10 protein-coding genes and 1 other RNA gene are annotated in these 11,920 nt (G+C 72.3%); 8 read left to right on the forward strand and 3 right to left on the reverse strand.

Annotation, left to right across the window (positions count from 1 at the left end; translation table 11 throughout):
- Window positions 1-29 precede the first annotated feature (29 nt).
- Window positions 30-3,311: a DEAD/DEAH box helicase gene (locus SALPAC3_RS0120855; protein ID WP_018223114.1), complete on the forward strand. Its 3,282-nt coding sequence runs from the start codon at window positions 30-32 to the stop codon at window positions 3,309-3,311.
- On the forward strand, window positions 3,308-4,249 hold the full coding sequence (locus SALPAC3_RS0120860) for an SWIM zinc finger family protein (protein WP_018223115.1): 942 nt from the start codon (window positions 3,308-3,310) through the stop codon (window positions 4,247-4,249). Before SALPAC3_RS0120855 ends, SALPAC3_RS0120860 begins: the two co-directional genes overlap by 4 nt.
- A gap of 26 nt (window positions 4,250-4,275) precedes the next feature.
- Here SALPAC3_RS0120860 and SALPAC3_RS0120865 read toward each other — a convergent pair whose 3' ends face one another.
- Window positions 4,276-4,533: a DUF3040 domain-containing protein gene (locus SALPAC3_RS0120865; protein WP_018216509.1), complete on the reverse strand. Its 258-nt coding sequence runs from the start codon at window positions 4,531-4,533 to the stop codon at window positions 4,276-4,278.
- Between the two features lie 337 nt (window positions 4,534-4,870).
- Window positions 4,871-5,554 carry a bifunctional DNA primase/polymerase gene (locus SALPAC3_RS0120870; protein WP_026185773.1) on the reverse strand — a complete coding sequence of 228 codons (684 nt, stop codon included), beginning with the start codon at window positions 5,552-5,554 and terminating at the stop codon, window positions 4,871-4,873.
- Window positions 5,555-5,783: 229 nt separating this feature from the next.
- Here SALPAC3_RS0120870 and SALPAC3_RS0120875 point away from each other — a divergent pair, with 229 nt between their 5' ends.
- From SALPAC3_RS0120875 to SALPAC3_RS0120895, 5 genes are read left to right on the forward strand one after another with little or no spacing between them, the layout of a single operon-like run.
- A complete protein-coding gene (locus SALPAC3_RS0120875; RefSeq protein WP_018223117.1) occupies window positions 5,784-7,007 on the forward strand; it encodes a helix-turn-helix domain-containing protein in 1,224 nt (407 codons plus the stop codon).
- Entirely contained in the window at window positions 7,004-7,600 is a 597-nt protein-coding gene (locus tag SALPAC3_RS0120880; protein ID WP_026185774.1) for a flavoprotein, read from the forward strand. The genes SALPAC3_RS0120875 and SALPAC3_RS0120880 overlap by 4 nt, the downstream gene beginning before the upstream one ends.
- 60 nt (window positions 7,601-7,660) lie before the next feature.
- On the forward strand, window positions 7,661-8,533 hold the full coding sequence (locus SALPAC3_RS0120885) for a Nif3-like dinuclear metal center hexameric protein (RefSeq protein ID WP_033660582.1): 873 nt from the start codon (window positions 7,661-7,663) through the stop codon (window positions 8,531-8,533).
- Complete coding sequence (locus tag SALPAC3_RS0120890) at window positions 8,523-9,260, forward strand: zinc ribbon domain-containing protein (protein WP_018223120.1); 738 nt, start codon at window positions 8,523-8,525, stop codon at window positions 9,258-9,260. The genes SALPAC3_RS0120885 and SALPAC3_RS0120890 overlap by 11 nt, the downstream gene beginning before the upstream one ends.
- Before the next feature lie 2 nt (window positions 9,261-9,262).
- Entirely contained in the window at window positions 9,263-10,471 is a 1,209-nt protein-coding gene (locus tag SALPAC3_RS0120895) for a bifunctional RNase H/acid phosphatase (RefSeq protein WP_026185775.1), read from the forward strand.
- Between the two features lie 68 nt (window positions 10,472-10,539).
- Here the strand turns inward: SALPAC3_RS0120895 and SALPAC3_RS0120900 are convergent, their stop codons facing one another.
- Window positions 10,540-11,301 carry a sulfite exporter TauE/SafE family protein gene (locus SALPAC3_RS0120900; RefSeq protein ID WP_018223122.1) on the reverse strand — a complete coding sequence of 254 codons (762 nt, stop codon included), beginning with the start codon at window positions 11,299-11,301 and terminating at the stop codon, window positions 10,540-10,542.
- Between the two features lie 134 nt (window positions 11,302-11,435).
- On the opposite strand from SALPAC3_RS0120900, the gene rnpB reads away from it, so the two are divergent.
- Window positions 11,436-11,850, forward strand: an RNA gene (gene rnpB / locus SALPAC3_RS26470) — RNase P RNA component class A.
- The last annotated feature ends 70 nt before the right edge of the window (window positions 11,851-11,920 follow it).

Raw genomic sequence — 11,920 nt, forward strand, 5'->3', positions numbered from 1 at the left:
GGGCCGGGGTGCCAATGAGGGGGGATCGCGTGCTGGTTGTCCACGGGTCGTGGCGCCTCGGCAGCGGGCTCGCCATCTGGGCCGAGGACAGCACGTCGCCGCCCCGGGCACCTCGGCGGGCCGGGCGGGCGCCCCGCGAGCGACCACACCCGTTCGCCGCCGGTCACCCCGTGCTCGCCGCAGCCCTGGCCGAGGTCGCCGAGCCGACCGCGCCCGGCGCGGCGCTGCTCACCCTGCCCACCCGAGCTGGTTCGCCGCTGGACTCGCCGGAGCTGGTCCGCTCCGCGCCGGTCGAGCCGCTCCGCGGGCCGGTCACGCTGGCCGGGTGGCGGGTGCCGGCCCTGGTGTACACCCCGGACACCGCCCTGTCGCTGCTGTCGCGGATCACCGCGGCCAGCGCGCTACCGGACGCCGTACCCGGCGCCAGCCTGCGTCACCTCGCGGAGCTGGCGGCCTTCGCCGTGGACCTCGCCGCCCGCGGTCGGGTCCTGCCCGGCATCCAGCCGGAGCCCGGGCATGACCCGCGACCGGCGCCGCGGACCCGGCGGCAGCGTACGGGTGCCACCCGTGCCGGTCGAGCCGCCCCGGCCCGGGTGACGCCGACATCCCAGGAGCGCGCCAGCGCCACCGCGTGGGCGGTGTGGCGGCCGCTGCTCACCGGCGCGGACGCCGGCTGGGCTCGCGCCCTCGCCCTCGCCCTGCCGCCCGCGGCCCGCGCCGCCGTCGAGGTCGATCTGGATCCGCTCGCCGTGACCGGCGCACCGCAGACGCCGGTGACCGGCGGAGCGGAAGCGCCGGCCAAGGGTGGTGTGCCGTCGCGGGCTCGGGGGGCGAGGCGACCGACGGCGGCCGTCGGGGAACCCGGGGAACTGGTGGCCGAGGCGCTCGACGCGCTCACCGACGCGGCCGTGCGGGCCGCCCTCGCGGAGACCTCCCTCACCCGGGGAGCTCGTCCGCGGGGTGCGGTCACGGCGTGGCTGGCGGCGCTCACCGGCCCGCGTCGTGACTTTGCCGCCGATGCGGTGGAGCTCGACACCCTGCGCGGTGAGTTGGACGCCTGGCAGCGCGATGCGGTGGGAGGCTCGGTCCGGGCCAGCTTCCGGCTGGTGGAGCCGCCGACGGACGGGTTCGTCGAGGCGGCGGCCGGTGGGCCGGTCGCGGCCGAGGGGCCGTGGCGGGTCGAGTTCGGCCTGCAGCCCGCTGACCAGCCCGGCCTGCACGTTGACGCCGCGCGGATCTGGCATGAGTCGGTGCCTCTGCCCGGTCCGGCCGCTCCGCAGGAAGCCCTGCTGGCCGAGTTGGGGCGGGCCAGCCGGCTCTGGCCGGAGCTGAACTCGGCCCTGCGCACCGCCACCCCGGAGGCGCTGGAGCTGGACGCCGAGGGCGCGCACCGCTTTCTCCGCGACGGCGCGCCGGTGCTGCACGCGGCCGGGTTCGCGGTGCTGTTGCCCTCGTGGTGGCGGCGTCCCTCGTCCCGGCTCGGCGCCCGACTACAGGCCCAGAGTCGCACCGCTCCGGGCACCGTGGCCGGGGCGGGCGGTGGGGTGGGGCTGGATGCCCTGGTTGACTACCGCTGGGAGGTGTCCCTCGGTGACCAGCCGCTGACCGCCGAGGAGTTGGAATCGCTGGCCGCGCTGAAATCCCCGTTGGTCCAGCTGCACGGGCGCTGGGTGGAGCTGGACCCGAAGCGCCTCGCCGCCGGCCTGCGGCTGCTCCGTTCCACCGGCGAGCTGACCGTCGGCGACCTGCTGCGGCAGGGCCTCGCCGACCCCGCCGGCGACGCGCTGCCGGTGCTTGAGGTGGCGGCCGACGGCGCGTTGGGTGACCTGCTCGCCGGAGCCGTGGAGCGGCAGCTCACCCCGGTGGACCCGGCCCCGTCGTTCCGCGGCGTGCTCCGCCCCTACCAGCGGCGGGGGCTGGCCTGGCTGGTCTTCCTCCAGTCCCTCGGTCTGGGCGGGGTGCTCGCCGACGACATGGGTCTCGGTAAGACGGTGCAGCTACTCGCGTTGCTCGCCGGTGATCCCCCTGGCGTCGGCCCGACTCTGTTGGTCGCTCCGATGTCGCTGGTCGGTAACTGGCAGCGGGAGGCGGCGACCTTCACCCCGGGCGTACGGGTCCACGTGCACCACGGCACCGAGCGGGCCCGGGGGGCGGCGCTCACCGCCGCGGTGGCGGGGGCGGATTTGGTCCTCACCACGTACACGGTGGCTGCCCGCGATGCGGGGGAGTTGGCGGGGGTCGACTGGCATCGGGTGGTGGTGGACGAGGCGCAGGCCATCAAGAACGCCTCCACCCGGCAAGCCGAGGCGGTTCGCGCGTTGCCCGCCCGGCATCGGATCGCGGTCACCGGCACCCCGGTGGAGAATCGGCTCGCCGACCTCTGGTCGATCATGCAGTTCGCCAATCCCGGCCTGCTCGGCCCGGCCGCCGAGTTCAAGAAGCGGTACGCCGAACCGATCGAGCGGCACGGCGACGCGGAGGCGGCCGAGCGGCTGCGCCGGATCACCGGCCCGTTCGTGCTGCGTCGACTCAAGACCGACTCCTCGATCATCTCCGACCTGCCGGAGAAGCTGGAGATGGAGGTGGTGTGCAGTCTGACCGCAGAGCAGGCGGGCCTCTACCGCGCGGTGGTGGACGACATGCTGGCCCGGATCGAGTCCAGCGAGGGGATCGAGCGGCGAGGGCTGGTGCTGGCCGCCATGACCCGGCTCAAGCAGGTCTGTAACCATCCGGCGCACCTGCTGCGGGACAGTTCGGTGCTGACCGGCCGCTCCGGCAAGCTCGCCCGGCTGGAGGAGATCCTCGACGAGGTGCTCGCCGCCGGGGAGAAGGCCCTGCTGTTCACCCAGTACGCCGAGTTCGGCGGGATGCTGCGCGGCCACCTGTCGGCGCGGTTCGGACAGGAGACGTTGTTCCTGCACGGCGGCGTCGGTAAGGCCGACCGGGACGCGATGGTGACCCGGTTCCAGGCCCCGGACGGCCCCGCGCTCTTCGTGCTCTCGCTCAAGGCCGGTGGCACCGGTCTCACCCTGACCGCGGCCAACCACGTCGTGCACGTTGACCGTTGGTGGAATCCGGCGGTGGAGGACCAGGCCACGGACCGGGCGTTCCGCATCGGGCAGCGGCGACGCGTTCAGGTCCGTAAGTTCGTCTGCGCCGGCACCGTGGAGGAGAAGGTCGCCGCCCTCATCGCCGACAAGCGCCGGCTCGCCTCGACCGTGGTGGGCGCCGGTGAGCAGTGGGTGACCGAGCTGTCCACGGCGCAGCTGCGGGAGCTGTTCCAGTTGGAGGCCGGGGCGGTGGCCGAATGAGCCCGCGGGCCGCTCGCAGCGACAAGCCGGGCCGCCGGGCCGACCGGTTCGCCGACTACGGTCCACCGCGCCGGGTCACCGGTGGGTTGCGAGCCCGCAGTACCCGTGGCGCGATCGGCGCCTCCTGGTGGTCCCGCCGGTTCCTGGAGGTGCTGGAGTCCTTCGCGCTGGGCACCCGTCTCACCCGTGGTCGCTCGTACGCCCGGGCGGGGCAGGTGCTGCGGCTGGAGGTGACGCCGGGCGAGGTGACGGCCACGGTGCAGGGCTCGCGATCTCGGCCGTACGAGGTGCGGATCACACTGGCGCCCTTCTCGGCGACGCTCTGGTCCCGGGTGGAGGAGGAGTTGGCCGCGCAGGCCTTCTTCAGCGCGCGGCTACTCGCCGGTGATCTTCCCGCTGAGCTGGAGGAGCTATTTGTCGTGGCGGGCGCTCCGCTGTTCCCCGCCGGCCTGGGCGAGCTGGGCCAGTGGTGCAGCTGCCCCGACGGCGCGGTGCCGTGCAAACATCTCGCCGCGACCTTCTACCTTCTGGCCGAGGCGTTCGACGCCGACCCGTTCGCGCTGCTGCACTGGCGCGGCCGTGGTCGAGACGAGTTGCTGGACCGGCTGCGGGTGCGCCGGGGTGGTGCCGCCGCCGTAGCCGAACGATCCGATTCGGACGAACTGTCATCGGCGCCGGTGACCGGTGCGGCGCGGTCGGTGCCGGTGAGTGGTGCGGCGCGGTCGGTGGCGGGCCTGCCGGCGGCGTCGCTAGCCGACGCCGTCGATCGGTTCTGGTCCGCGCCGGTTCCGCTCCCCGACCGACCGCCGACCTTGGCGACGGGGACTGAGCTGCTGTTGCGGCAGCTCGGTGCGCCCGCCCCAGCCATCGGTGGCCCCGGGCTGGTGGAGCGACTACGCCGGGCTTATCGGCGGCTCGGCGAGCAGGGCAGCGGCTGACCGTCCGTGGCGGAAGGCCGGGTGATTCATAGCCAGCGGCGCCGGAAGCGCCACATGACCACGGCGTTGGCTACCAGGACCACCGCGCAGACCGCACCAGCCGTCGGGCCGGCAAGCACAGTTGTCGCCGGGAGCGCCGCCCAGAGCACGATGGTCAACAGCATCAACCACCGGCCGCGGTGGCCTTTCGCCCGATGGTCCAGCCGGGCGAAGAATGCCGGGTCGCTCTCCCGGAGGTTGCGGGTGATCTGCTCGAACCTGCGCTGATCCTCTTTGCTGAGCATGTGCCATCCCCTCACGTGTTCAGCGGCTCGCGGGGCATACCCGCTGCGGTAGCAGCTCACGCTCCTGCTGCTGACACTTTCCGACGTACGGGCGGCATGCCCTGGGCTGGCGCCTCGGGGGGTGGCTCGGGGCCGGCAGCCAGCTAGCTGGGGCTTTTGGCCCGGCTCGATGTCCTCAGGGGCGGCGCAATGCCCTTAGTGGCGGCTTAGAGCGCTAGGGTTGGTATACCCACTAAAGGTAGATTTCAACCTATTAGATACCGTATATGCGGAGGCGGGATGGGCAGTGCGACCGGTCCAGATGGCAGTGCGACTGGTCCGTCGGTGGCCCTGCCGGTCAGAATCCCTGCCGAGGAAGCGGCAGGTGGCCGGGGACCAGCTGCTCCACTGCCAGTGGCACTCCGCTCGCCCGTAACCCCGAGATCAGGCTGTTCTGCACCAGGTACGAGTCGGGGAGCTGCCAGCGGGCCTGCTCCGGGGCGACCACCCAGCGCACCGCCCCTTCGGGTAGCCGCGTCGGCGGGGCGGGGATCCACGATCCCGGGCCGTGCCGCACCACGTGGAAGCAGTGTTCAAGTTCGGGTCGAAGCGGGTCGCCGGGTCGGACCAGGAACATCCACCGGCCGGTGGGGGTGGACAGCACCGGCCCGCGTACTCCCGGGCCGGCCGGATGGTTCTGGACCGCGAGGAGCACGTCTCGTCCGATGTGGGCCGGCACCTCCAGGACATCGAAGGCCCGCCCGGTGGGTAGCAGCACGCCGTGCGGGCGGGTGCGCCACCACGTCGCGATCCGGGCCGGGTCGGCACTGGCGGAGTACTCCCAATCCACCAGCGCGGGATGGCAGCCGACGGTGGGGCAGCCCGCCCGCCCGCAGACGAAGCGGCTGCGGGCCAGGCACGCGCCGGGGGTCACCTCCCAGCCGTGCAGCGCGTAGCGTACGGCGACGCGGCGCAGCCGTACCCGCTCCAAGGGCGACAGCTGAGCGACCCGTGGTCCGATATTCCCCCACATATGTGCCATCTCCCCTCGCCGGATCTGGTGGTGCCGGTGGTATCTGTCGAGCACCGTCACTGCCTCGACCCGCGATCGTTGAGTTGACGAACGGCTGATGCAACTTGCATGAACGCTAGGAGCGTCAACTGATCAGCTGACGTACATGCTGTGCGATCGGAAAAACCTAAACAAAGCGCCGTGCCCGCGACAAACCTGGCTAATCGGCTGGAATGGACGCGTAGGAAAGGGATGGGACATGGACGAGCTACCCATCGGGCGTCGGGTGGCCTACTGGCGGGGGCGACGCAAGATGTCCCAGCAGGTCTTCGCCGACCGGCTGGGTAAGTCGAAGAGCTGGGTGGACAAGGTCGAACGCGGGGTACGTCGGCTGGACAAGTTCTCCGTCATCTATGAGATCGCCGACACCCTCCGGGTTGACGTGCAGCTACTGCTCGGCAAGGACCCGGAACGGCGTTCTGACGCGCTGAACTGCATCGACCAGACCGAGGTGCAGGAGATTCGGGCAGCGCTGGAGCGGTACGACGCGATGAGCGCCTACTTCGACGCGGCGCCGTACCCGCCGCCCCTGCCCGACATGCGCAAGGCCGTCAGCCACGCCTGGCTGACCTATCAGTACGGTCGATACGGGATGCTGACCCGCTCGCTCCCCAAACTGCTGCGGGACGCCCAGGCGGCCGACGCCGGCTTCGGTGGCGACGACAACCGCGAGGCGGCACACCTGCTCGGGCAGGTCTACCAGATCGCCTCGTCGGTCCTGCGCAAGCTGGGGGAGTGCGATCTGGCATGGCTCGCCGCCGATCGGGCGATGGCGGTCGCCCAGCGGGCCGACGATCCACTGTTGGCCGGTATCGCCACCACCCGGGTCGGTAACGCCCTGGTGGCGATGGGGCGCCCCTTCCCAGCTCTGGAGGTGAACGTCGCAATCGCGAACCGGTTGGCCCCGGGCGGTAACAACGACGCCACCCCGGGTCGGCTGTCGGTCTACGGCATGCTGTTGCTTCAGGGCGCGATGGCCGCCTCCCGGATCGGTGACACCGCCACAGTGGACGACCTGTTGGGTGGCGCCGACGAGGCGGCGACCCTGCTCGGCGGCGACCAGAACCACTACTGGACCTCTTTCGGGCCCACCAACGTCAAGCTGCACCGCGCCGCGGCCGCCGTGGAACTCGGCGACGGCGGCCGGGCGGTCGAGGTCCACCAGCGGATCGGGCCGGAGTTCAATGCCCTGCTACCCGAGCGCCGCGCCCACCACCTGCTCGACATCGCCCGGGGCTACGCACAGGTTGGTGATGTGGTGAACGCCGGCGAGATGCTGCTGCAGGGCGACCGGCTCGCTCCGTCCGAGATCCGTTGTCGACCGATCGCCCACGAGGTGATGTCCGACATCCTGCGTCGCACCCGGGGCACCCCGTCCGTCTCGATCGCGGAGTTGGCTGAACACATGGGAGTCGGAATATGAGTCTGGATGCGTCGCTGGCCACGTCGCGGTCGCCAAGCGCTGCGCGCCGGGTGCTCTACGTGCTCGCCTGTGGTTCGCCGCTCGCCCGCCGCGTCGGCCGGCTCGTCGACCTGGCCCAGCAGGCCGGGTGGGAGGTTTGTGTCGTCACCACCCCCGACGGGGCCAAGTTCACTGACCGGCCGGCGCTGGTCCGGCAGACCGGCTACCCAGTCCGTAGCCACTACAAGGACCCGGGCGATCCGGATGTCCTGCCGCCGGCGGACGCGATGGTCGTCTGCCCGGCCACGGTGAACACGATCACCAAATGGGCGGCGGGGATAGCCGACACCCTTCCCCTCGGCCTGCTCGTGGAGGCGCAGGGCCGCGGGGTGCCGCTGGTCGCGGTCCCGTTCACCAATGCGGCGATGGCCGCCCACCCAGCTTTCCAGGCGGCCCTCGGCCGGCTCTCCGAATGGGGCGTCACCGTGCTCTTCGGCGACCATGTCGTCCCGCTACATCCGCCCGGGTCCGGTGAGCGTCACCTGCCCACCTTCCCCTGGGAGGCGGTGGTGGCCGCATTGCCAGAACCAACCGTGGCGACCACGGTCGCCTGACCGGCAGCCCCGGGTGGCGACGCATTCCGTCCCCGTGCTCGCCGGGTAAGCTGGCCCGCCGTGAGGACACCCGAATTCCCGCCGACCGTCGCCGACGTGGTGACCGAGTTGGAGCGGCGCTACCCACCGGCGTGGGCGCAGGAGTGGGACCGCGTCGGTTTGGTCCTCGGCGACCCGGACGCGCCGGTCCGCCGGGTGCTCTGTGTGGTGGACGTGGTGCCGGAGACGGTCGCCGAGGCGATCGACGCCCGGGCCGACCTGATCGTGGCGCATCATCCGCTGCTCCTACGGGGGGTGTCGTCGGTCGCCCCGACCACCTACAAGGGGCGGATCGTTCACCAGCTGATCAAGGCCGATGTCGCGCTGTACGTGGCGCACACCAACGCGGACATCGCCGAACCGGGCGTTTCCGACGCACTGGCCGCCCGATTCGGGTTGACCGGGCTCCGGCCGCTGGCGCCCCCCGCCGTCGGCGCACCCGCACACGGGGCCGGCCGGGGGATCGGTCGCATCGGCGAGCTACCCGAGCCGATGACCCTCGCCGAGCTGACCCGGCACGCCGCCGCCGTGCTCCCGGCCACCACCTGGGGCGTACGCGCCGCCGGGGACCCGCACCGCACGGTGCGTACGCTCGCCGTCAGCGGCGGATCGGGCGACAGCTTCCTCACTGCCGCGACAGGCGCCGGGGTGGACGCGTACCTCACCGCTGACCTGCGGCACCACCCCACCAGCGAGCACCTGGCCACCGGCGGGCCGGCGCTGCTCGACGCCGCGCACTGGGCGACCGAACGCCCGTGGCTGGACGACCTGGCCGCCGCCCTGCGGGAGACGACGGGCGTCGATACGCTCGTGTCCGACCTGGAGACTGACCCGTGGACCGTACACGCCGCCCTGCCCGCGGCGGACAACAAGGAGCCCGACTGTGAAGGCTGAACCGTTAGTCCAGCGCCGCCTGCTCGACCTGGCCGGGATCGACACCACCCTCGCCCAACTCGCCCACCGCCGCCGGACGCTGCCCGAGCGGGCCGAACTGGACGCCCTCGCCCGGGAGCTCTCCGCGCTGGAGGACGAGCGCGCCCGCGCCCAGGTGGCCATCGATGACCTGGACCGGGACATCGACCGGCTGGAACAGGACGTTGACCAGGTGCGAGCCCGCAAGCGCAAGGACGAGGACCGCCTCGCCGCCGGCGTGGGCCCGGCCCGAGAGTTGGAGGCGCTCCAACACGAGTTGGCCTCCCTCAACCGCCGCCAGGGCGACCTCGAGGACGCCGAACTGGAGCTGATGGAGCAGCGGGAGACAGCGCAGGGCGTCCTGACCGGGGTCGAGAAGCGGATTACCGAGGCCCGGGAGAAGCGGGACGCCGTCGAGCAGCGCCGCGATGACAGCCTGAGCGAGATCACCAAGGAGGAGGAGTTCAAACGCGGCGCCCGCCAGCCCCTCGCCGCCGACCTTCCCGGCGAACTGGTCGCGCTCTACGACCGGATTCGGGCGGAGAGCGGACTCGGCGCAGCCCTGCTCACCGGCGGCCGGTGCGGCGGATGCCGGCTTGAGCTCTCCGGCGCGGACCGGGCCCGAATCCGCGCGGCGGATCCGGACGACGTGGTGCGCTGTGAGGAGTGCCGCCGGATCATGATCCGTACCAACGAGTCCGGGCTGTAGTCGTGGCGCCGCGCGTGGTTGTCGTCGAGGCCGACGGCGGATCTCGGGGGAACCCCGGTCCGGCCGGATACGGCGCGGTGCTCCGTGACCCCGGCACCGGCGAGGTGCTCGCCGAACGCTCAGCGGCGATCGGCACCGCCACCAACAACGTCGCCGAGTACCGTGGCCTGATCGCCGGCCTGGAGGCCGCAGCGGAGCTGGGGGCCGCCGAGGTGGAAGCCCGGTTGGACTCCAAGCTCGTGGTCGAGCAGATGTGCGGCCGGTGGCAGATCAAAAACCCCGGCCTGCGTCCGCTCGCCGCGCAGGCAGCCGGGCTGGTCGGCCAATTCGCCGCCGTCCGGTTCACCTGGATTCCGCGGAACCGCAACCGGCACGCCGACGCGCTGGCCAACGCCGCCATGGACGCCGCCGCCGGAGCACCAGCCCAGCCAGCGAACCGGGTAGTCGAGGAACCACGGCCGGTGGCCGCCGTCGACTCGCCCGCCCGCGCGGCGGCTCGCGAGGCCGCGGCCCGCGCCGCCACCGCCCGTACCAGCGGCACCGACCCGGCCACCGCCCCCGCCTCCTGGGAGCCGCGGCCCAGCTTCACCGCGACCCGGCTGGTTCTCGTGCGGCACGGGGCGACCGAGTACACCGAACAGCGCCGCTACTCCGGCCGGGTGGACGTGCCCCTCTCCGACCACGGTCGGGCCCAGGCCGAAGCCACCGCCGACCGGGTGGCCGCGCTGGCCCCGTCGGCCGCGGCCGTGGTCAGCTCCCCACTGAGCCGGTGTCGGGACACCGCCGAGGCCATCGCCGCGGCGCTCGGGGGAAAGCCGGTCCGCGACAACAACGACCTCGTCGAGTGTGACTTCGGGGCCTGGGACGGCCGCACCTTCGCAGAGGTGCGGGAGCGCTGGGCCGGCGAGATGGACGCCTGGCTCGCCGCCACGACGGTCGCGCCGCCCGGCGGAGAGTCATTCGCCGAAGTCGCCACGCGCAGCCGGCGGGCGGTTGATGAGCTGCGGAAGGCCTACCCGGGGGAGACCGTCGTGGTGGTCTCGCACGTCTCGCCGATCAAACTGATCCTGCGGGAGGCTCTCGGCGGCGGAGACACGCTGCTGCATCGGCTGTTCCTCGATGCGGCCGGCATCTCCGTGGTGGACCTGTGGCCCGACGGCGGAGTGGCCGTCCGCTCCGTCAACGACACCGCTCACCTCCCGTCCAGCTGATCGACCCGGCTGCTGGCCCCCTCAGCCTCCGGCCCCCAGCCGGCTGGTCTGTTCAGCTTCCGGTTCGTTCAGCTTCCGGTCCGCCAGAGCAGGTACAGGCCGATGATTGTCCCGAAGGCCACGATCACCGTTCTGAGCACCATCGGTGGCAGCCGGGGGAGCAGCCGCGCGCCCGCGTACCCACCCACCAGCGTCGCCGGTGCGACCACGGCAACCGCCGCCCAGTTCACCGGCCCGAACAGCGCGAACACCACCAGCGTGGTGAGTCCGACCACCGCCGAGAGTAGGTTCTTGACGGCGCTGACCCGGACCAGCGACGCGTCCAGCATCAGCGCCAGGCCCGCCACCAACATCACCCCCAGCGCCGCGCCGAAGTATCCGCCGTACACCGCGGCGAGCGCGACCATGGCCTGCACCGAGACGCTACGGTGCCGCCTCGACCGGTCACGGGGGTGTCCGACAAACCGGCGCAGCGGCCCCTGGAAGGCCAGCACCGCCGTCGCCCCGAGCACCAGAAACGGTACGACCAACTCGAACGCCCGGGCCGGCGTAGCCAACAGGAGCACGGTGCCGGCGACCGTACCGAGGACGGTGGTGGGCAGCAGAGCCAACAGCTCCCGACCACGCGGCAGCTCCGCGCGACTGCCCGCGACGCTCGCCGCGTACCCGGGGAAGGCCGACACCGAGTTGCTCACGTTCGCCGATACCGGTGGCAACCCGGCGGCGATCATCGCCGGAAAGGTGATCAGCGAACCCCCACCGGCTACCGCGTTGAGCATGCCGGCGGCGAGGCCGGCGGGGACGAGCAGCGCGGCGTCGGCGATGTGCATGGTGAGGCAGGTTAGTACGCCGTGGTGCCCCGTCCACCCCGCAGGACCGGTCCGACGCGTTGGCGGGTGCTGGTGTGGTGGTTGGGGCGGAAATGGGTGCGGCGACAGGGTCGTTAGGATAGGTGCGCGACGGACGAGTCGACCGGGCGGTCGCGTCGGAGGGCTCCGGCCCGCCGTCGAGGAACGTCCGGACTCCACAGGGCAGGGTGGTTGCTAACGGCAACCCGGGGTGACCCGCGGGACAGTGCCACAGAAAACAGACCGCCGTCTCCGGACGGGGACGGTAAGGGTGAAACGGTGGGGTAAGAGCCCACCAGCACCCCGGGTGACCGGGGTGGCTCGGTAAACCCCACCCGGAGCAAGGCCAAGAAGGGGCGTCATCAGCTGAGACGACGACCCGCGCAGGCGATCGAGGGCGGCCCGCCCGATGTCTGCGGGTAGGCCGCTGGAGCCTGTCGGTGACGGCAGGCCGAGATGGATGACCGCCGCCGGCGCGTGCCCTCGGGTCCGCGTCGCGCACAGAATCCGGCGTACAGGTCGACTCGTCCGTCGCCCACCAGCTCAGAGACCCGATCAAGGCTCTGAGCTGGCTCTATATCCGGGCGTCAATGGTCGTCCT

This window comes from Salinispora pacifica DSM 45544, assembly GCF_000378845.1.
Taxonomy (GTDB): Bacteria; Actinomycetota; Actinomycetes; order Mycobacteriales; family Micromonosporaceae; genus Micromonospora; species Micromonospora pacifica.

Bases quoted from the DNA above. Each gene is read 5' to 3' on its own strand.
- SALPAC3_RS0120900 (WP_018223122.1), bottom strand. From the start codon at position 11,301: ATGCACATCGCCGACGCCGCGCTGCTCGTCCCCGCCGGCCTCGCCGCC.
- SALPAC3_RS0120860 (WP_018223115.1), top strand. From the start codon at position 3,308: ATGAGCCCGCGGGCCGCTCGCAGCGACAAGCCGGGCCGCCGGGCCGAC.
- SALPAC3_RS0120880 (WP_026185774.1), top strand. From the start codon at position 7,004: ATGAGTCTGGATGCGTCGCTGGCCACGTCGCGGTCGCCAAGCGCTGCG.
- SALPAC3_RS0120875 (WP_018223117.1), top strand. From the start codon at position 5,784: ATGGACGAGCTACCCATCGGGCGTCGGGTGGCCTACTGGCGGGGGCGA.
- SALPAC3_RS0120870 (WP_026185773.1), bottom strand. From the start codon at position 5,554: ATGGCACATATGTGGGGGAATATCGGACCACGGGTCGCTCAGCTGTCG.
- SALPAC3_RS0120865 (WP_018216509.1), bottom strand. From the start codon at position 4,533: ATGCTCAGCAAAGAGGATCAGCGCAGGTTCGAGCAGATCACCCGCAAC.